This is a genomic window from Paenibacillus sp. FSL H8-0548, assembly GCF_038630985.1.
GTDB lineage: Bacteria > Bacillota > Bacilli > Paenibacillales > Paenibacillaceae > Pristimantibacillus.
Genome location: NZ_CP152049.1, coordinates 5977417 through 5999398, shown reverse-complemented (window position 1 = coordinate 5999398; position 21982 = coordinate 5977417). Strand labels below are relative to the sequence as shown.

Sequence of the window (21982 nt, the reverse complement as noted above, 5' to 3'; positions counted from 1 at the left end):
ATCGTGTTATAATGCGAGCATTAATCATGATAATACTATGAAAAAGGTGTTAAAAAATGATGACAATGTTCAATTTCCGTTCATTCGGGACACGATTATTTCTTTTGTTCTCGGCTTGCTCCTTATGCCTGCTTATCGTTTTTTCGTTAACGTACTCTAAGCGATTAACAGAGCAAACGAACAGCATGCTTGGCGATGCAGCGTTCAAAAACGTATCCCAAGCCCGTGAGCACGTCGAGCTTCTCCTGAAGGGTTATGACAGCTTAAGCAGATCGATTGTTACGAATACGGACATTCAGCGCTTGCTCGATAAGAAAGAGTCCAACTCGGCCGTCAGAGCGATTAATGACCGCACGATAACGAATGCGATCGGCTCCATCTATTATTCCTGGGATGATGTGCTCGGCATTCATTTATTCAGCTTGGATAGTCGCTTGTACAGCTATGGCAGCAGCACACAAGTTATTGATCCTGATTACGCTAGCCAGTCATGGTTCGAGCAGATTAAGAAATCCAATGGAGAAACGATCTGGATTGGGATGAGGCAAAATTCGGTTATTGATCGAAATGAGAAAGGTCCTGTTTTCGTATTCGGAAGAAAGCTGACTGATCTGCATAAATCTCACTCTATAGGCATGGTATTGATTGAGATTAAGCCGGCAGCGCTGCAGAGGATACTCAGCAATATGAACGTAACGGATCATACGACATCATTCCTCGCGGACGCCAAGCAGATCATGGCGCACTTGGATGTAGCCCTTCTGCAAACCGAGCCAGGCATCACGCTGCCGCTGATAGAGAATGAAACATCTAATCGATTCATTGCTGCTGATGAGCAAATTGTGGTGTCCAAGCTAAGTGCAAATAGCTGGTTTGCAGTAAGCGTAACGCCAATCTCGGATTTGACGGTGGAAGTAAACACGATTCAACGTCTAATGACAGGCTTGACCATCGGGTTGCTCATCGTTTCGCTTATCTTTGCACTGTTCGTTTCTGTTACCTTTACAGCACCGCTCAAGCAATTAATGCGCCATATGAGACTTGTTGGCCAAGGGAAATTCGAGGAGGCGCCGCTTAGGAAGTCATTTAAGGAAACAGAGCTTCTGACCGAGGGCTTCAATCAGATGGTAAGGCGAATCAATGAGCTGATTGAACGGAACAATCAAGTATCGGAGAGTGAGAAGATCGCACAGTTGAATGCGCTTCAATCCCAGGTGAACCCTCATTTTCTCTACAATACGCTGGATATGGTGTATTGGATGCTAGACGAGAAGGAAAATGAATATTTGGGGAATGTTGTACTGGCGCTTTCAAGCATATTCCGTTATAGCTGTGACTGGACAAATGGCTCCTCCGCAACGCTTGGCGAGGAGATGGAGCAGATTAAACGGTATGCTCTCATTTCGCAAGCTCGATTTGGCGATAAACTGAAATTCGAGTTTATTGGAGAAGAATATGGTCTGGATTTGACTCTGCCCAAGATGACGCTTCAGCCAATCGTCGAAAATGCTGTTATTCATGGTATAGGCAAAGCGGGAGGCGCAGGCGTTGTCAGTATAACGGTAGTACGTACAGAACAGCTTCTTACGATAACTATTGGGGATAACGGTATCGGCATTTCACCAGATAAGGCTGCGATTATGAACGAAACGTTCGAGAGGGCGGTACCTTCAAGCGGGAGCTCGGGTGTTGGGCTGGCTAATGTTCACCGCAGGCTCGCCTATCGTTTTGGAACAGCTTATGGACTATCCATTCAATCCGCTTATGGACAAGGCACGCAGATTATCATTTCTCTGCCATTTCAAGGAGCTCAATCTGTACACAGGGAGGTGCCGCTATGAGGGTATTAATTGTTGATGATGAACCAACGATCCGCAACGGTGTGAAGCGAACGATTGAAGCTGCTTTTCCTTCTGCTGTTGTACAGACTGCTGATTCTGGTGAAGCGGCATTGCCTTATTTGCCTGACGTTGACATCGTTTTCCTTGATGTCATGATGCCGGGTATGGGAGGTCTTGAGCTGCTGCGGATTGGGAAGAAAAGCCGTGAGAATATACGATGGGTCGTTATCTCCGCCTATTCTGATTTTTCCTTTGCTCAGCAGGCGCTCCGCTATGGAGCTAAGGACTATTTATTAAAACCGATTGGCAAGCAAAAGGTTATTGAGCTGCTTCAGGAGGCGGATGAAGCTATTCATGCGCAGCGGTCGTTAAAATCCGAGCTGGAGCAGCTAGAGCACCATACTCACTTTATTCGGGAAGCCGTATTCCAGCGCTGGGCGTCAGGCCTGGATACAGGGCATTATGATATGACCCCGATAGCGCAGGAATATGCGGGCTGTCGACTAATTATGGTCAGCCTTGCTCAAAACGAAAGTAAGAGTGGACGGCATCTACTAGTTGAGAAAGCGCTTACGGAATGGATGGCGAGCAGCGGGAAAGGGCTTTGTGTCAGCTTCGGACAAAGATCACTGCTCGGCGTGTTTCTTTCTTCTAAGCCACTAAAGGATGAAAAAATAAAAAATGAGCTGCATTCGATTTTGGATAACGCTTTAAATGGCTCATTCAGGCTGCAGGTTTCCGAGCCCGTTGCCTCATTTGATCGTATCCATCAGCAAGTTACGCTCATGCAAGCGAAGGCTGATGAGACTGTTGAGAATCTGAGCTTGCCCGAGGCAAACAGCAATGTCATTGTCCAAACGGCAATAAAGTACATCCAAGAGCATTATCAGGATAGCTTGACGCTGGAGAAGGTAGCGGCTGCCGTATACTTGAATCCCGTTTATTTCAGCCATCTGTTCAAGCAAAGCAATGGCATTGGCTATAAGGAATATGTCATTCAGCTGCGGATCGAGAAGGCCAAAGACATGCTCAGAAATTCAACCTGTAAAATAACAGATGTTGCAGAGCAAGTAGGCTACCAGGATATGCGCCACTTTACACAGGTTTTTCGAAAAGCAGTGTGCATGACACCAAGTGAATATCGTTTGCAAGAGAGCAAGAAATGTCTTTAAGCATTTTGAAATCAGAAATGGGAGGGATCGTAGATGTTGAAAAAAATCAGAAAACCGGCAGTCGTGTTTACGGCAACCTGCACACTATTAATGTCCGTCGTTGCGTTCGCCGCAACGGATAGCAGTCCTAAGCACTGGGCATCAGATACGATGCAGACTTGGGTAGCAGAAGGTCTATTGAAGGGTGATGCCAATGGTGAATTGCATGCTAATCAATCGATTACTAGAGCTGAATTCGTAGCGCTTGTCAATCGTGTATTCAATTACAGTGATACCTCATCCCGTGTATTTACGGATGTTGCAGCTAATAAATGGTATGCTGAGGAATTTTCCAAAGCTTTTGCTGCTGGCATTATACAGGGTGATGCTAATGGCTTGATGAAACCGACAGCCAGCATTACGAGAGCTGAGGTTGCTGTCGTGCTGGCTAATGCATTCAAGCTGACAGCACAAAATACGAGCGCCTACAGCAGCTTTGCCGATGGACAGTCCGTTGCAGCATGGGCACAGGATGCGGTCAGCGTATTAGTTGAGAAAAAATACGTGCAAGGAAGAACCGGCAACAAATTTGCACCTACTGCGCAAATTACACGAGCGGAAGCAGTAGTCATGATTGATAATGTTATGGGTTATCTGATGCGTCTCCCTGGCACCTACAGCGATAATGCAAGTGGAAATGCGATCCTTAATGTACGTGATATCAAGTTGAACAACTCTAATGTCGATGGCAACCTCTACTTAACCTCAGGTATTGGTGACGGCGATGCAGATCTTCAAGGCGTTACAGTCAAAGGTGATGTGTATGTTGAAGGCGGCGGCGTGAACAGCGTAAGGCTTGATAATACATCAATTGCAGGTCGACTCCATATTAATCGCAAGCAAGCACCAGTTAGAGCAGTTATTAGCGGTGAAAGTACGATAAGAACTATTAATTTTCAAAGCTCAGGTACGCTGATAAACGAAGCAACAGGAACGATTGATTTGGTCACATTGTCGGCTTCCAAAACCGGTGAAACGATAGTTGTTACAGGTAAAATCAAGCATCTTGTGATTAGCGATGCATTATCGGTGGATCTTAGCCATGCAGAAATTGAAGTGTTAGAAATCAAAGGCTCTGGGGCTGGAACTGTTGTAACAGTAGGTACTTCCTCTTCTATTGGTAAGGTTGTAATTAATGGAGCAGCTTCTCTGATAGGCACAGGAAAAGTGAACGAAGCTGAAATCAATGCAAGCGGTGTTACGATTGAGCAAAACGTTCCGAAAGTAACCGTTCAAGATGGCAAAATGGCTATTGTCAATGGAAAAGAGATTCGGGGAACTACAGCCAATACGGGCGGAGGCAGCACGAACGGCGGAAATACGGGGACAACGCCAACACCGACGCCAGATCCAACGCCGACACCAACACCGGATCCAACACCAACACCTGATCCTGTAGGAACCGTGAAATTCTTTGATTTCTCAGATCAGAAAGTACCTGTCCAGCTTAGAAATTATCATCTCGTACTGCTTGGCGATAAGACGCTTGATTATACACTAACGCTACAGCCGTCGATATTCCCAGTCAGCGACGATAACGTCGTTGCATCTGCTTTGGATAAGGACGGGAAGGTCTGGGTTGCTACAGCTAATGAGCTTACTAGATTCAACGTCTATGAAACGGATGCAAGCAAGGTAGAGGTCTTCTTGCAGGATGAGAAGTTCAAGGGAGAAATTCAGGCGCTTCTAGTGGAAGGCAACGTGATTTGGGTTCTGACGAATGAATCGGTATCTCAAATTAAATACAAATAATTAGCAAATTAATGAGGAGGGTTACGATGAAAAAATGGAGAAAGTCAATTATTTCGGCTGTCGTCGGCACCGCAGTATTCGCTTCAGTTCCGTTTAACGTTTTTGCTGGAACAGCGGCATTGCCGAGTTCCAGCTTTGCTCCTGTTGTGCTTGAGGAGCGGGCTCAGAAGGATATGAAATATTATAGCAATTCAGAGTTTGCAGCACTCGCTGCGAAGGAGACCATTTCAGCTGGATTTGCTGCATCCTTAGCGGTACCTAGTGATTTGCAGGTGCTTAAATTTATTGGCGAAGACAAGGTGACGGCATTCGCGCAAGATGGAGATACGCTCTGGATTGGAACAAATAGCGGCGTTACACGAATTAATTTCAGCGAGGCAGATACACGCGATTATGTACAGTATTTGTCTGGGCCTCGATATATTTATAATGGTGATGATGTGGTGACTGGACTTTACAGCGACGGTAATCATGGCGTTTGGATTCAAAACGCCAAGGGCGTCGTTCAACTGAAAATGGAAGACAAGACGCTCAAGCAAAAAGCGGATCTTCAAGAGAGCATTATGCGCACAGTCAATGACCGCAACGGCATGATTCCAGATCAATACTATTCTATCGTAAATGGTCAATATGTTGGCAAGCCAAGAACGAATGACAATGATGGCTTGTGGACGGCAGCCTATGCTATTGGCGAGATCTTCCGTTACCAGACTGCGCTGCGTGAAGGGAACGAGCAAGAACGTATAGAGTCCAAAGCAGCTGCTACAAGAGCGACTAAGGCAGTTTTGCTGCTTAATCAAATTGCCGGCCGCGCCGATGGTTTTCCGTCGCGCTCCTATATTGTGAAGGGTGAGGAGCAGCGCAGCGGTTTATGGTTTGAAGTGAAGGAAGCAGGAGCCGGCGGATTTGCGCTTGCGGTTAAATCACGTGAGGCTGTGGGTGATAAAGGGGCAGAGAACTTCCAAATCACGGATCCTGATCTAATCGCTGAGGCGAAAGCGGCTTATGCAACGATGACAGGAAGGACGTATGACGCTGATTGGGGGACTAAAACCTATTATGGACCGGATTGGATTTATCCAGTTGTATTCGATACGAGCGTATCTGGACCGAGGAACGTTGGTTATTTGGAGCCAGGGGTAGCATGGCGCTTGAAATCCGATATTAATGAAGATCTTGACCCGATGCTTGCTGCTTTATATCGTGACATGGGCATATCCGACATGGATATTATTTATAAGGCAGATACATCCTCGGACGAAGTTCTTGCTCATTTCAGCTTATTCTATTACGCTGCACGCTATTTATTTGACGGAAGCGGAGCAGAGGACGCGCACTTGAAGGAACTTACGGTTGAATTTGCAGACCGGATGATGAACCATATCATAACGAATGACTTTAGAATTGTTGACGCACATGGCAACTCAACCACCTGGTCAAAGTGGTTCGCGTCTTATTTTCTGAAGGATGATCCTAAAAACCCGGGTGAATTTGCTTATGGCTATGAAGACGGTCCGCTTAATGCGATTGAAATTATGAGCTTCTTAAAAACGACGATGTACTTAACGAAAGGCAATGGGGCTTACAGTGAGCATTATGCACAGTATGAGAAAGCCTACAATGACCTTTGGGATTATAGCTATGATGGCAAAGAAGACGGAAAAGGCTACATCCATATGGCCAAAGAGCATTTGGAGCGCAGAATGGATATCGTGCCGCGGGATTATATGGAGTTTGATGACTACAGTCAAAATCCAGAGCGAATCGACGATATCGTTGCCCGTAAGGACGTAACGCTGTCGGTCAATTATTCCGATGAGCATTTGTTCACGATTTCGTTCATGCCTTTAATTGAATTGGAGCTGGAAGAGAACCAGAGCTCTAGTCGAGTGAAGGATTTGAGAGAAATTATGGAGCAATGGTGGGTGAATATGAGCCGTGAGCTAAATCCACTTTATACGTTTGTCTACCAGCTTACTAATCAGGATAAAACGGATGTAGATCTAGAATCAGCGGTATGGATGATGTACCGTACTCCGCAAGTTCGTATCGAGCTGCCGGTGATGAACTCGGTGCGCAAAGATGTCCTACATTTGGATGATTACAGCGCAAGAGACGAGGAAGAGCTGCTGCTCAATCGTGTTCTTCCGCCAGACGAGAACAAAATTTACAAATACAACAAGAATCCATTTGTAGCTGATGAAAATGTAAGCAACGGTGCATATCCAAATGTTAATTACAATGATGGTTACATGGGGAATTCGACCGCGTTTACGCTCCCTTATTGGATGGGGCGCTATTACGGAATGATCGAAGGCGAATAACGCTGCGATAACAGCTGGCCTGGGCGCTATCGATCGAAATGATCGTTCAACCGCCCAGGCTTTTTATTGACGGAAGATAGAGGTGATCCAGATGGCAATCGTAATGGGAGTTGATGGCGGCGGAAGCAAGACGTATGCCGTCATCGTAAATGAACAAGGCGTTAAGCTTGGTGCTGCTGTTGCAGGCAGTGGCAATTATCAGCGAATTGGAATCGAGTCGGCAATAACAAATATTAGATTGGCGATAGACAGTGCATTGGAAAGTGCAATGCTGACGAGAGAACAAATTGATTTTGTGCAATATGGGCTTGCAGGAGCGGATCGTGCCAAGGACTTTTCCATCTTATTGCCGGCGCTAGCCACCATTCCTTTCTCCAAATGGGATCTTGTCTGCGACACAATGATTGGCTTGCGAACAGGGAGCATGAAAAATACCGGCGTCGTTTTGATATGCGGCAGTGGAACGAATGCGGCTGGGCGAAGCAGAGATGGACAAATGGTTCAAGTAGGCGGGTTTGGCGAGCTGTTTGGTGATCGTGCTGGCGGTGAGTATTTATCGGCTGCAACGTTTAAGGCAGCCGTTCGTTCCATTGAAGGAAGGGAACGAGCAAGCAGGCTGACGGATACGGTAGCTGCCTTTTTCGGGCACGACACCTTGGACATAGTAATAGAGAGTCTGCTTGACGAAGATATTGCGTCAGTTCCTGAGGAACTGACCGTAGTTCTACATGAAACGGCTGCTGAGGGGGATGAGCTGGCCATTCAGCTATTAAGAGAAGCCGGGCAAGAGCTTGGCTTATCGGCTAATTCAGTTATTCGCAGGCTGGGGGATTTTGGTGCTGAGCGTATCCCAATTGTGTTGATCGGCAGCGTTATTCAAAAAGGACGCAGTCCTCATTTACTGAATGGGCTGCAAAAAACACTAGAATCAGAAAATATCAATCACGTGCTCATCATTCCAGAAATGGCACCTGTATATGGCGCTGTTCTGCTAGCGCTGGATCATGAGAAGGTTTTGAGTACGGAGTCACTGGAATCTATTTTTGTACAATATGGAGGCTACCAAGAATGAAACATAAAGATTTAAAGGTTGCTGTAATCGGCGGCGGCTCATCTTATACACCTGAGCTAATGGAAGGCTTTATTAAAAATTATGATCAATTTCCGATTAAGCAGCTTTATCTAGTTGATGTGGAAGCAGGCGTAGAAAAGCTGAGAATTATCGGTGATCTTGCTCGTCGAATGTTCGACAAGGCGGGGCTAACGGTAGATATTCAAGTGACGCTGGATCGGCGAGAAGCGATTAAGGATGCTGATTTTATCAGCACACAAATTCGTGTCGGGCAGCTTGCGGCAAGATCACTCGATGAGCGTATACCTGCGATGCTTGGTCTAATTGGACAAGAAACAACCGGCGCAGGCGGATTTGCCAAAGCACTGCGTACGATACCCGTCATTCTGGATATTTGCCGAGATATTCGTGAGCTTGCACCCAATGCATTCCTTATTAACTTTACGAATCCAGCAGGTATCGTAACCGAAGCGGTGCTTAAATATGGAGGAGTGAAAACGATAGGTTTATGCAACTTGCCAATCGGACTGCGCAATCAGATTGCAGAACTGTGTCAGGTTGCTGCTTCGGAGGTTCATTTGGAATGGACCGGCATTAATCATCTGAATTGGACAACACGTATCATCGTTAGTGGTAACGATATTACGGAACAGTTTCTTGAGGAAACAGCAGGTGCTGGCGGGATGACGATGAAGAACATCCCGGATTTGGATTGGGATAAACAGTTTTTGCAATCGTTAGGGGCTTTGCCTTGTGCTTATCATCGTTACTATTATTTGCGTGATGAGATGCTGAATGAGCAGTTTACGGCTATGCAATCCAATGGAACGCGAGCGGAAACCGTTATGCAATTAGAGACGGAGCTATTCGAGCTTTACAAAGATCCTCAGCTCGCTATTAAGCCGCCGCAGCTGGAGCAGCGCGGTGGAGCTTTTTACTCCGAGGTAGCGGTTAATCTCATGACGGCTATTTATAATAATAAAGGTGATATTCAAACGGTAAATGTACGCAATAATGGTATTATCGCCTGCTTGCCGGATGATGCTAGCGTGGAGGTTAACGCGATCATTGATGCGCAGGGGGCACATCCTATTGCGCTAACTGCGCAGCCAGGACCACAAATACGTGGTTTGCTGCAAGTAGTGAAGGCTTATGAGGAGCTCACAGTTGAAGCAGCTGTTCATGGCGATTATAATTTGGCCCTACAGGCGTTGTGCATTCATCCATTGGTAGGCTCCGCAGCAATTGCGAAGCGAGTGCTTAATGAATTGCTCACCGCACACAAGGACTATTTGCCGCAATTTGACATGACACCTTTTGGTGTCTTATAATTATTGAGACAACAAAAGGTGTCCTATTATGTTAATATGAAGTTTAATGGGTGACATTACAGGAAATAATGATGAAAAGGTGGGGGTGGTTTTGAACGAAAATAGTCAAATCAGGGATGTTTATGACGCTGTTGCCGATCCAACAAGGCGAAAAATACTTCAAATGCTGGCAGATGTTGAAGAACTACCCTTATATGAGATAACGGTTCATTTTCAAATGGGTCGTACAGCAGTTTCTAAGCATTTGGCTATCCTTAAAGAATCTGGCCTCGTAATTGCTCGAAAAGCTGGCAGAGAAACGAGATATCGGTTAAATGCCGCTCCGCTCCAAGAAATTCAAGATTGGGTATCTTTTTACGAAGTCTTCTGGAAACAAAGAATGATTAAATTAAATCAATTATTGGAGGAAAAAAAATGAAACCAGATGTATCATTAGATTATCAATTCACAAGCTCAATCGAGCAGGTATGGAACGCGTTAACTGATTCGGATACTCTTGCGAAATGGATCTGGGATAATGATTTTAAACCAGTCGTTGGACATAAATTTCAGTTTCGAGCAGAGCCCTCCGAATGGTGGAATGGAATTGTAGATTGCGAGGTGCTCAAAGTGGACGAGCCTCATACATTATCTTACACTTGGTTAAGTGCCGGAGAAAGCACTACGATTACATGGACTTTGAAAAAAGGTTCAGATGGAACGACCCATCTACATCTCGATCAAACTGGATTTAGCGAAGAAACAAAAGCCCGTCAGGGAGCCATTGAGGGAGCTAAATCTGCTTGGAAGCATATGGGCGATCAGCTCGAAAAGGTATTAGCATAATTGTGAAAATGATTTCTTCTAGAATGAGAGGTTTTCACCTTGAAAATAGATCAATTAATTGCGAACAATATTAACAAATTAGATGCTGTACTGCCGGCAGATCAATCGTTAGGCATTGCGGGTTTGTCTGGTTCTGGAAAAACAACCTTTAGTCAAACTATTGGAGAAGAATCCAAGAAACGTCTCGTTTCCTTATTGCCGAAGGCTGAATATCAGTATTTATTTCCTAATATTATGGAAACCAATTTCAGTGCGATCAAGATGAAAGAAATGCCGCTTGTGCTTTTTCTAGGCAGATCGTCTATTTCTTCAAATCCACGTTCAACCATTGGCACACACACTGGCGTGTTTACAGAGATTCGTGTTGCTCTTGCTGAAAAATATAATCTTTCTCCAGAAGTTTTTTCATTTAATAATGAATTAGGCTGGTGTCCAGACTGTAAAGGTCGTGGAACGACTAAAAATATCGAATGTAAAAAGTGTAAGGGGAAGCGCTATAACCAAGAGGTTGAACAATATAAAATCGAATTATTTGATCAACCACATCATATTTCCGATATCAACGATTTAAGCGTTGAAACTATTTTTTCACTAGCAGAGGTTTTAAAGATCAGTGAAGGTAAACAAAAAATTCTGAAAAATATAATGAATATGAATATTGGTTATTTAACATTAAATCGCATTATGGGTACATTGTCAGGCGGAGAAGTAACAAGGCTCTACTTGGCAGAATTTATGGCAACAAGTGAGAATACGGTTATTATTATTGATGAAATCTCCGTGGGCCTTGATCACCAAACACTATTGAAAATTTTAGCAGAGATTAAACAATTGGGGTATAAGAATCAAATTTGGCTCATTGACCATTCCGACACGGTGCTCGACACAGCAGGCAAGCACTTGTTCTTTGGTCCTGGCAGTGGTAAATACGGCGGGAAAATTGTTGAAGAATCACCTCGTCCAAAACCAATCTATGGGGAACGAAACCAGGCAGCAGCAACACAATTCTATCAATTTCATGATCTTTATTGTCGTAATATTCAAATGGCTGAAATTCAGATTCCTAAAAATAGAGTTGTAACTTTTACGGGTGAATCTGGCTGTGGTAAATCTACACTTGTTAATGAGTGTATAGCGAAAGACTTTCTGAAGCGATATCCCAAAGATAAACTGGTAGTGGTTGGGCAAGATCGAAACCAATCGATTACCAGTCGGTCAACCGTTGCGACTTTTCTTGATATTAAAAAGAAGCTCACAAAATACAGCGAAGATATTGATGATATTTTTCAGCGCTCGATTGAAGATATTATTGATGAACTGCCCAATGAAGACATCGCTCATAGACGCTTAAGCTTATTGATCAAGCTCGGACTTGGTTATTTGACGTTGGAAAGAAAAACGCAATCCCTATCAACGGGTGAATTTCAATGTGTTCATTTAGTTTCTGAGCTGTTTGCGGGCTCAAGAAGCCCACATACGCTTTTTATTTTTGACGAGCCTTCAAAAGGTTTATCACAAAACATATTAAATCAATTTATTGATAGTATTAGGGGCATTTTGCAGGATGAATCTGTCTCCATCATAACGATTGAACATCATTCGTATATGCTGGAAAGCTCTGATTTTATCGTTGATTTTGGTGAAAGACAGTCTGCACCTGTGGAGCATCTTGAGGTTGTCAGTCATGATGATTATTATCGCGAGCAAAACGGTTCGGATAGCACTGCTCCATTGCAAATTTCTTCAACGCTCCAGCAGCAAAATGGGATCACCTATTTAAAAGAAAATCAGATCGACTATTTTAAAAATGCAGAAAACATCTATAAGGGCGGCATATTAAAAAGCTTGTCATCAATGGCCCGTCTGATTTATGGCGAATACGAATCGGACAAAATTGCACCCGTCATCGCGATTGATCTGGAACGGCACTTGTATAGTCAATATACTTTTCTCTATGAAATTGGCGGCTTGATCAATCATATTGTGACGGCACATCCAACGAATAAAGATACAAATAGCTTCGATTTTTATAGACAAGACAATCATTGTCCATGCTGCTCGGGCCGACGAGTGATTGGGAAATTTGATTTTGATATTGTTGTTCAGGACAAAACCGTACCATTCTGGGATGGCCAACTGCATCCTGATGTAATGGAGGTTCTAAAATTCTATCAATTCTCAAGAATACAATTCATCTTTGATGAGATTAAGAATGAGCTTGGTCAGGATTTAAGCAAAAGCTATAACGAGATGACAGAGGCAGAAAAGCATACTTTTTTATACGGCTATTGGGAAAAGTCATTTTATGATAAAGCAGCCAAAGCAACGAGGATTTGGGAAGGCTTTAATCACATCATTGGGATGTATATGTTTGTATCGAAATCGATGATTAAAGAGCAGATAAAAGAATCCAAAGAAATGATTATCTGTCCAATCTGTCAAGGAACCGTACTAAAGCATCATAAAAAGCTGAAATTTGGCGATACGGATATTCGTGAGATTATTCAGCAGCCAATTGATGAAGTCATGAAAACGGTAGGGAAGCTGCAGGAACTAGAAAAATTGAAAGCCATTGTCGGCGGCGACATGGTTTTGACCGAAGATGTCTCTTTATTGCCTCGGGAAACACAAGTCGCGCTGAAAATGCTGGAACTAGAGCTGGCAAGCTTTGCGCACTATGAAATGGTATTGCAAAATGCCCTGCCATTCTGGGGCAGCATTAGCAGCAGTATCGAATCGATCAGCATTAATAATCGGATCTCTATCTGTGATTTTGGCAATATCAACGAGACGAGAGAAACGATCATTGATAAGTATTTTACGAATGGAAAATACAAAAAACTGACCTATGTCTATGAAGCGTTTGGTTACAAAAAAATCGTCACCTTAATTAATAAGGTTAAAGCAAGCCATCCATGTCCGTTCTGTAAAGGAAAGAAAGTAATTTCAGAAGATGGACTCCATGATGGTGTATACAAATTATCGGTACCATGTGTTAGATGTTATGCAAGTGGCATCAACGATGAAGGGCGTAAGGAAATCGTCGAAGGCATAGATGTGCAAAGATGGCTAACTGGCAAAGTAAGTGATGTTGTTGCTGAAAGCTTAACTATTGAGGCTGTAGCAGATATTCCAATTTTCAATCGGATCCGTGAGTTGAACAAACAAGAAATGATGGCGATTTACCAATTCCTTGTGCTAAATAATTGAATTTAAACATTTGCGTTTTGGTCGCTGCGCGAGAAGATCATTCTTACGATCGCTGTTGCAGCCAGATTCTTTGATTTCCTAAGACATTTAAAGGTAAGAATATGGCTGCAAAGGCGAACACTTCGTTTCTAGAGAAACGATCTTCTCGCTTCGCTAAATCTTCATTTTTTTAAGTTCAAGTTATATAGTTCAACTAATATACATGTCAGACAGTGAAGATAACTCATTTGCAATAATGAATTGCAGATGAGTTTTTTTGCTATTTTGAACCGGAGTTAGGCTATTGCCCAGCGTGCTTCTTTTTTGATACATTCCATCGCTATACCAGCAGGTCCGCTCGTCGCTCTCTTCGCCAGCGAAGGGCAAGCAGCAGAACTACGCCCGAGATAAGCAGCAAATAAGCGAGCGGCTGCACATACTGAGCATAATAGAGATCAGCAAGTCTGCTGACGAGTGCAACGGGCAGCATGCCAAGCACAAGGAAGGCATACGGAATCTGAAGTCCGATGATCGTTATGAAGCTGCCAGCCAAGCTTGAAATCCATGCAGCAGCCAAAGCCGTGATCAGACCGAACAAGTACATAGCAGCGATAGACAAGGCGATAAATTGACCAAAGGTGAGGTTATACCAAAAGTAGCTGTCATTAAATATCGAGCTGATGCCGGAATCTAGAAATATCCCTGTTCCTAGTCGGCTGTATAGCAGAAAGAAGGTGCCGAGCTGAACCGTAATGATGATGAGTGAGGATAGGAGGGCAGCGATCAGCTTTTTACGGAATAAGGCTCGTCCGATACGTGTCGTATATTGCAGATGAATGACTCTGCTGTGCTTGTCCTTTAAGAAGAGCGGCGAAATGATAAATAAGATGCTCAGCCCGATAAGAACGGTCATATAGTTGATTAAGGTTTTGTAATTATTAAAGACGACAAACGTAAAAACAGAGTCGCTCTCGCCGCTGGCTAGAAGCTCATCAATTCTGTGCTGCTGCTTCGGAGTATGTCCATTTGCCCCATAAATCCATCTCGTCTCACTATTTTCTTTGCGTTCTATTAAATAGCTGTACGCTTGTGCCTTCCAAAAGAGGCCATTGCTGAGCTCAAACATGACGTAGCTTTTAAGCTTCTTCAACTGTTCATAGTCCGCACTGCGAAAGGCATCATAGGTTGAAATTCTAGCAGCGATGAACTGTGGGTTTGACTGCATGAATTGTTCGGTTTCTTCAATTGTATTGGCATAGTTCTGGAGAAAATGATCATATTCAGTATCATCCATATGAGTGCCGTAATTATTTTTCATCTCGATGCTAATATTGTGGAGATCAAGGTCTGGCCTGCCGTTAGGGAAATATTGAAAGTAAAACTGGATAAATAAAAAGTAAAAAACGACGTTGAAGGCAAGCAGCAGCACAACCATTCTCAGTCCAAACAGCTTCTTTATTTCATGCAGCACAATGCTCATATCATCGCCTCCTTCTAATTTATATTTTGACGTTTGAATTTCCGCAGGCCATGGACGCAAAGGAGCAAGAGCAGCACGGACCAAGAACCAGCCGTTATCCATTCATAATTAGGAAAGCTTGAGAAAGCGCTGTTAGCCATAAACCACATATTTGGGTTCAGTGCGAGATGAAATGGCGTAAAGCCTGTAAATAATATGAGCTTCCAATCTTTTGGCACGAGGTTAGTCATAAGAAGAATAGTGCCAAATAGGATGGCGAAGCATCCAAATACGAAATAGCTGTTGCGTACATAAGCGGATATCGCAAAGGAAATAGCGGTATAAATAAGCTGCAGTATATAGACGAGCGCTATAGCACAGGTTAGATAGCCGACAAACGACATGCTGTGCCATGATATGTAAGGCTGAGGCATGCCAAATCCCCAATTAAAGAAGCTGCTTATCGGCACCAGCCAAAGTCCATCGTAGCTAAATAGCAGGAAATAAGCGGACAGCGTAATACCGGATAAAACGATCGTAACGCTCGTTCCTGCCGCAAGGGCTGCAAGCAGCTTGTCTGTTTGCAGCCTTCGTCCTCGCTTCGTGCTGTAATGCAGCAGGTGGGTGCCTTTCTCAAACTCGTAATTGCTTATACTGCTGCTCATCAGCACGATTAGAATCATAAGCTGGAGCACGAGGGTTCGAATGAGCGTCTTGAAGAGCATGGCATGTGTATTGTACTCCTTACCGATGAAAAAAAGACTTTTGTGCTCTTCATTAGCAATAAGCTGTTGAAGCCGCTCGTCAATTAGGACATACTGCTGCTTGACCGTATCGGCCGCCTGTCCGCTTAGGCCATACTTTGCTATCTCACTCTCCGCAAGCTGCTTCATATTAAGCCCAGCATAGGTTTCATCAATATTTTGCATCAGATAATCATAATTTTGAATGACACGCAGCTCATTGAACATGGCAAGTTCTTTGCTGCTGTATAGATCTGGCTGATCGATCACGTACATTTTATAATTGTCATACTGAAAGAAATCGCCAGGCATCTCATAGGTACGGGCTGAACGCTTGTCTGTCAGCTTGTTCATTTCGTCCAGTCGGGTCAAATAGTATTTTTCATAGTCTCCTTGCATCTCGTCGCTAATCTTCCAACCAAATTGGTCGACGAGCCTGTTCAGTATGCGCATTTCATCCCTCAAAGGGGCTTGCTCGGCAATGAGAAACAAGTTATAGGCGGCAAACAGTGTCAGCAGTGATAGAATAACCGGTGACAGCAGCGCCTTTCTAAGCTCATAAGCCCGAACCTTCCAGCTCATACTGGCTCACCCGTCTGTGCCTCATCCTGATAAATGTAAATAAATACGTCCTCTAGATTTGGCGCTGCCGCTTTCCAATCAGGCTGGGGCAGTCCTGAGCTAATGAATCGAATCAGTAATCGTCCGGACTCCTGCTTCTCGGAAAGCGAGAGATACGAGCGACGGAAAGCTTCCACAGCCTCGTAGTCTATGGTAGTCTCAAATACCATACCCTCGATAAGACCGCACAGCTTCTCGATGGAATCCTTGTGCAGCACCCGCCGATCCTTGATCATTATAATTTCATTGGCAATTGATTCGACATCGGATACGATATGCGTGGACAAAATTACGATTCGATTGCGTGCCAGCGCCGTCAGCATATTGCGGAAGCGGACGCGCTCCTTCGGATCAAGCCCGGCGGTAGGCTCATCAAGAATAAGCACTCGCGGATCATTCAGCATCGCCTGTGCAATACCGACACGTTGAATCATGCCGCCAGAAAACTTTTTCATTTTCTTATCCATAACCTCTTCCAAGGCAACAAGCTTCAGCAGCTCCACGATTTTCGGCTTGGCGATTGCGGCTTTGATGCCCTTGAGGGCAGCGAGATAGAGCAGGTATTTGCGAGGGCTGTAATTTTTGTAGTAGCCGAACTGCTGTGGGAGATATCCGAGCTGCTCGCGGTAGCGCTCATCCAGCTTGATAATGTTTTCACCGTTGTACAAAATTTCGCCTTCACTTGGATGAAGAAGAGTGGCTAGCATTTTGATCAGCGTTGTTTTGCCAGCGCCATTAGGGGCAAGCAGGCCGTATACGCCATTTTCAAATTCAAGATTAATCTGCTCCAGCGCGCTGAAGCTTCCGAAGCGTTTGGATACCTGTTGTACGGTCAGCATGTCAGACAGCTCCTTCCGAGCCTTGGAATGTTGTTAGCTTCTTAAGATTTTTTATATACAAAGCACAGAACAAGAAAGCGGCTATTACATAAGCCGATGTCGGAACAGCGAAGAGAATTTGCATATACAGAGCCTTGCTTAAAAAGGTAAAGGATAGATTAGCGATGAACCAGCCGGCAAGAAGCACGACCTTTATCGTGTCTGAATGTACACGCAGCAAAACATATAGGAAAACTGTCGAGAATAAAAACAAGGACGCAGCTGATAATGTAAGCCCGAATAAAACGTTGATAGACTGGAAAACAAATGAGGCTGCTGTGATTAGAGCGGCATTGATCATCATACAGATCAAGCTGAAGGCCAGCATCCGAAAAGAGGCGAGCTGGTATACATTGTACTTGCATGCCATTTCTGTTTCATAGGTATCGCTATGCCTTCGCCTGACAAAAAATAGAATAGAAATAACGAGATAAAGTATCGGAGAGCCTATAAAGATGGATGAATAGATATCTTCGTTTTGCAATCTTGAATCACCGCTGATTCCAAGCGCCAGCCCGAACAGGAGAAGCACACCAGTTGCCAGCGCATAGACGATTTCGGTCCAGTCATGGAACAGATGACGAAAGCCAAGGCGGGCATGCATTACTCGTAAATAACGATAGAAGCTTTGCCTCGGAACGAGACCAGCAGCAACGATGCTGCGAATATGCTGCGTTACTTCCTCCTCATCGGGCAGTTCAACCGAGGGGAGGTTTTTTTTATTCAATACGATCGCCTCCGAGTCTTTTTTATTAGGATGGCACTATAAAGAACGGGCTATAGCAGATTATGCTTTAGCTTTCTGATCATGGCATAATATTTGGTTTTAACCGTTGATTCTGGCATATTCAGCAGTGGGGCAATGTCAGCAAAGGTGTATTCAGCAAAAAACTTAAGCCGGAATATATGCTGCGAGACGGCGTCCATTTGGTTCACCAGCTGCATAACAGCCTCGATTTGTTCTTTTTTCTCAATTTCCAGCGTGAAATCTTCATTGCTTTGAATATCCTCTTCCATTGGAGCCGTATGGCGAGCGTAGCTGTAGTATTTGGAACGGTAATAGTCGACGATGCGATTGGTAGCAAGCTTGTACAGCCAAGTGCGGAACATGCCGCGGCTTCCGTCATAGCGTCCAATCGATTGCAGCATATGGATGAAAATGTCTTGTGTCAGATCCATGGATAGCTGCTTGTTTGTCGTTTGTCGGTAAGTGTAGCTGTACATTTCCTTGTAGTACCGAGAAACGAGCGCATTTGCTGACGTTTCACAGGCTTTCCGCTGAATTTTTCTAATCCATGCTGCTTCTGTATCCATAGTTCCTCTCTTTCCTTGCGATGTAATCAGCTTGCCGCTCATATCTATATTCGTAAATAGTTTAGAAATAGTTTGAATTCATCCAAGGTGAAACGGCTGTCGCCGTCCTTTGGCGGCGCTGCGTGTTTCATTCCGGAGAAATATAGAGATCGTATGGCGAAATGGCTTTCCTATATTTTGAAAAAAGGTGCTGCCCCTTTAGGTCTATGACCTTTTGGGACAGCACCTTTTATTTTAGTGCGGCATCCTAGATGCCCACTTGGCGGGAATGCGCAAGGATAGGTCTATTTATTAGATCTATTCCATCGACTTGAGCTAAATTGGCGGATTTAGATCTAAAAAGTAGACTTATTTCTCCCCGAAGCAGGCAGAAGGTGCCCATTTGACGGGAATGCGCAAGGATAGGTCTATTTATTAGATCTATTCCTACGATTTGGACCCATTTGGCAAGCTTAGATCTAAAAAGTAGACTTATTTCTCCCCGAAGCAGGCAGAAGGTGCCCATTTGGCGGAAATGCGCAAGGATAGGTCTATTTATTAGACCTATTCCTGCGATTTGGACCCATTTGGCAGGCTTAGACCTAAAAAGTAGACTTATTTCTCCCCGAAGCAGGCAGAAGGTGCCCATTTGGCGGGAATGCGCAAGAATAGGTCTATTTATTAGACCTAATCCATCGACTTGAGCTAAATTGGCGGATTTAGATCTAAAAAATAGACTTAATCCACCGCGGAGATGAGGCTCCACTTAGGCACCAATAAGAGCCTCCGGAAGCTCGCGCTCATAGTTTTTATGTAAAAGATATCGTTGAACTCCTCGGCAGCTCTGCAGTGCTTGTCTTGCTAGTGAGATAGCCTCGCTGCGGTTCCCAGCTTTTATTTCGATCTCGGAGAGCAGGGCAGCTCTCATCCACAGCTTGGATATTTTAGCTGCATTTGCTCGGGCTGTCTCCAAATCGCCTTCCTCTATTTGAAAATACGTTTCATAATAAAAACGGTATTCTACTGGTTGAATACGTGCGATTTCACTTTTAACAGCAGCAGAATTTTTTCGGTACATGCCATGAATCGCCTTGTACAGCGCTTGTCTGTTAGGCTGCTTATACTTGATCAGCAGCTTGCCAATCAACTGCTCAACCTCTTCATCCTGCTGGTTCGCAGCGGCATAAAAAAGATACAAAGCAGGCTTCTTTCGCTGTTTAATCAAAAACTTCTCCAGCCGCTTAATATTAGTTTCTCGAAAAATCAAATGATTGTGAGGCCATATGATAAACACGGTCACAATAAGGAGTGCGGCAATAAAAATATAAATAATAGGTAGATCCAGCATTGTCAAAATTACGGTTACGATAAAGATGAGGAGATAGACGAATACAATTCGAACTGGCGAGTAAATAATGAATCCCTCCTTCTATTTTTAGTAGTATAGCACAACATCTAATAGAGCTGGTTTATAATTTCCAAGCAGCAGGAGCGATTTTTAATAGTCGAATGTCGACACAATAATATACCGAAATAGAATAGAAGAAAATAGTCGAATGCTGTAAAATAGTGTAATATATCGTTATGGAAGTATGGGAAGGGGAATACGTTTGAATCGCTTATTAACGAGAATGGTTCTGTTTTTTTCTAGTCTCATTTTACTTGCAGGTGCCGTGCTGGGGTTTACTATTTATCGTTCATCGACGGGGCTTGTTGAAAACTCTTTGGGAGCGCAAGCGCAGCTTGTAGCAGAGAATGCAGCTAGGTTGATTGATTCGGAGTCTTATGAAGAGCTCAGCGTCGAGGCGGGGGAAACCGCGTATTATACGAAGCTGCGTTCCGAGCTGAATGAGCTTCGAGAAATGAATGGCTTGAAATATCTGTACACGCTTGCAAAAACAGAGCAGGATGGCAAACCTGTCTATTATTACGTTGTGGATGGAGCGCCGCTGGATGTAGACCCTGAAGACTTCTCAGCTTTAGGCGATACGGAGGAGAACGAATATCCGCATATGGTGAAAGCATTTGCTGAAGGAAAAACGGAAATCGGAGAATTGTCGAATGATCCGCAATATGGAGCGACCATAACCGCTTACGTTCCCATTAAGAACGGGGCTGGTGAGCTGATCGGTCTTGTCGGTGCTGATTTTGACGCTACAAATGTGTTCACACTTATGGATGATAACAAGAAGGCGACGTTATTTATAACTTTAAGTATTATCGCAGCAGGAATCGTTCTCGTCTTTCTAATGGCGACATATTTGACTCGGCCTTTAATTAAGCTTACGTCACAGGTTGCCAAAGTGAGAGAGGGAGATATGACGGTCGTCATTAACACAAGCCGCAAGGATGAAATTGGGCATCTGGCAAACACATTTGATCAGCTGGTTACGAATACTAGAACGGTTATCAGCAAAATGCGGGACAATTCGGAGAAACTGCTTACGTCCTCGAAGGGGGTATCCGCGCATGCTAAATCTACGACAGAAGCGAGTCGCTTGATCGCGGCGAGTATTCAGGATGCGTCAGGCGGCGCCAGCATTCAGGTAATCCGAGCGGCGGATATGTCCAAAGCTGTAGTAGGCATGACGCACAATATGCTGCGCATTACAGAATCAGCTTCCATTGTTTCGGATGTGGCGCAAGGGACGATGGAGCATACCGAGCACGGCAATGAGCTTATTGTGCAGGCGATGACCGAGATGGAATCGATCCATGATACGGCTGCACAAATGCTGGAAGCAACAAGAAGGCTGGAGAGCCGCTCAGGTGAAATTGGAGAAATTACAACGGTGATGGCAGGTATCGCGAAGCAGACGAATTTGCTAGCGCTAAATGCGGCTATCGAAGCTGCACATGCGGGAGTTAACGGCAAAGGGTTTGCTGTTGTGGCGGAGGAGGTGCGCAAGCTTGCGACACAATCACAAAATTCAGCTACGTTAATTGGTGAATTAATTAACGCTATCCTGGAGCAAACCTCACAATTGTCCTCGGACATGGAGTCGAATGCGCGGAAGGTCGAGTCAGGGCTTCATCTTGTGAAGGATGCAGGCCATGCTTTTCAATTGATTGTAACGGGACTAGAGCAGGTGAATATGCAGCTGCAGGAGGTATCCTCCGCTTCAGAGGAGGTTTCTGCGGAATCGGAGGAGGTAGCGGCTTCTGTTGACGAAATGGAGCGGATCTCACGACAGGCGGCCCAGCATTTTGAAGGGATTGCGGTGAATTCCGGTGCACAGATCGTTTCGATGGATGAAGTAAGCACCTCAGCAGAGAATATTCGCTCGATGTCTGACGAGCTTACCTCTCTGAATAAGCGCTTTATTGTATAGCCACTCATTATTCACATTTTTTATATTTTAATTCGGTGTAAAGGTATAGGAACAAAGAGGGCTTAAAGCTATAATGATTTTAAGTAAGAAGAAACGAGCATTGACGACAGC

Annotated in this window: 16 protein-coding genes; 10 read left to right on the top strand and 6 right to left on the bottom strand. The window is 44.3% G+C overall.

The annotated features are described in order from the left end of the window. Nucleotides 1-56 precede the first annotated feature (56 nt). The 9 genes from MHI37_RS25670 to MHI37_RS25630 all read left to right on the top strand — a co-directional run bounded on the left by MHI37_RS25670 (nt 57) and on the right by MHI37_RS25630 (nt 13566). A complete protein-coding gene (locus tag MHI37_RS25670) occupies nt 57-1841 on the top strand; it encodes a sensor histidine kinase (protein WP_083676381.1) in 1785 nt (594 codons plus the stop codon). Then, nucleotides 1838-3013: a response regulator gene (locus tag MHI37_RS25665; RefSeq protein ID WP_076338052.1), complete on the top strand. Its 1176-nt coding sequence runs from the start codon at nt 1838-1840 to the stop codon at nt 3011-3013. Before MHI37_RS25670 ends, MHI37_RS25665 begins: the two co-directional genes overlap by 4 nt. 33 nt (nt 3014-3046) lie before the next feature. After that, entirely contained in the window at nt 3047-4804 is a 1758-nt protein-coding gene (locus MHI37_RS25660; protein WP_076338051.1) for an S-layer homology domain-containing protein, read from the top strand. 26 nt (nt 4805-4830) lie between these two features. After that, on the top strand, nt 4831-7128 hold the full coding sequence (locus MHI37_RS25655; protein ID WP_076338050.1) for a hypothetical protein: 2298 nt from the start codon (nt 4831-4833) through the stop codon (nt 7126-7128). Nucleotides 7129-7219: 91 nt separating this feature from the next. Further along, nucleotides 7220-8200, top strand: a complete 981-nt coding sequence (locus MHI37_RS25650) for a BadF/BadG/BcrA/BcrD ATPase family protein (RefSeq protein ID WP_076338049.1) — start codon at nt 7220-7222, stop codon at nt 8198-8200. Beyond that, nucleotides 8197-9531, top strand: a complete 1335-nt coding sequence (locus tag MHI37_RS25645; RefSeq protein ID WP_076338048.1) for a 6-phospho-beta-glucosidase — start codon at nt 8197-8199, stop codon at nt 9529-9531. Before MHI37_RS25650 ends, MHI37_RS25645 begins: the two co-directional genes overlap by 4 nt. Before the next feature lie 91 nt (nt 9532-9622). After that, nucleotides 9623-9949 (top strand): metalloregulator ArsR/SmtB family transcription factor, encoded by a 327-nt coding sequence (locus tag MHI37_RS25640; RefSeq protein ID WP_076338087.1) that lies wholly within the window; start codon nt 9623-9625, stop codon nt 9947-9949. Then, entirely contained in the window at nt 9946-10356 is a 411-nt protein-coding gene (locus MHI37_RS25635; RefSeq protein ID WP_076338047.1) for an SRPBCC domain-containing protein, read from the top strand. Before MHI37_RS25640 ends, MHI37_RS25635 begins: the two co-directional genes overlap by 4 nt. Before the next feature lie 39 nt (nt 10357-10395). After that, on the top strand, nt 10396-13566 hold the full coding sequence (locus MHI37_RS25630) for an ATP-binding cassette domain-containing protein (protein ID WP_076338046.1): 3171 nt from the start codon (nt 10396-10398) through the stop codon (nt 13564-13566). 319 nt (nt 13567-13885) lie between these two features. On the opposite strand, the gene MHI37_RS25625 is transcribed toward MHI37_RS25630, so the two are convergent. The 6 genes from MHI37_RS25625 to MHI37_RS25600 form a co-directional block, all read right to left on the bottom strand. Further along, complete coding sequence (locus MHI37_RS25625) at nt 13886-15025, bottom strand: hypothetical protein (protein ID WP_076338045.1); 1140 nt, start codon at nt 15023-15025, stop codon at nt 13886-13888. Nucleotides 15026-15039: 14 nt separating this feature from the next. Beyond that, entirely contained in the window at nt 15040-16329 is a 1290-nt protein-coding gene (locus tag MHI37_RS25620; protein ID WP_076338044.1) for a hypothetical protein, read from the bottom strand. Continuing rightward, nucleotides 16326-17207: an ABC transporter ATP-binding protein gene (locus tag MHI37_RS25615; protein ID WP_076338043.1), complete on the bottom strand. Its 882-nt coding sequence runs from the start codon at nt 17205-17207 to the stop codon at nt 16326-16328. The genes MHI37_RS25620 and MHI37_RS25615 overlap by 4 nt, the downstream gene beginning before the upstream one ends. A gap of 1 nt (nt 17208) precedes the next feature. Then, nucleotides 17209-17973 (bottom strand): hypothetical protein, encoded by a 765-nt coding sequence (locus MHI37_RS25610; protein WP_076338042.1) that lies wholly within the window; start codon nt 17971-17973, stop codon nt 17209-17211. Nucleotides 17974-18023: 50 nt separating this feature from the next. Beyond that, nucleotides 18024-18560, bottom strand: a complete 537-nt coding sequence (locus tag MHI37_RS25605; protein WP_076338041.1) for a sigma-70 family RNA polymerase sigma factor — start codon at nt 18558-18560, stop codon at nt 18024-18026. Between the two features lie 745 nt (nt 18561-19305). Continuing rightward, complete coding sequence (locus MHI37_RS25600; RefSeq protein WP_076338039.1) at nt 19306-19764, bottom strand: hypothetical protein; 459 nt, start codon at nt 19762-19764, stop codon at nt 19306-19308. A 385-nt stretch (nt 19765-20149) separates the two neighbouring features. Between MHI37_RS25600 and MHI37_RS25595 the strand changes: the two genes are divergently transcribed. Continuing rightward, nucleotides 20150-21871 carry a methyl-accepting chemotaxis protein gene (locus MHI37_RS25595; protein ID WP_076338038.1) on the top strand — a complete coding sequence of 574 codons (1722 nt, stop codon included), beginning with the start codon at nt 20150-20152 and terminating at the stop codon, nt 21869-21871. Nucleotides 21872-21982: the final 111 nt, after the last annotated feature.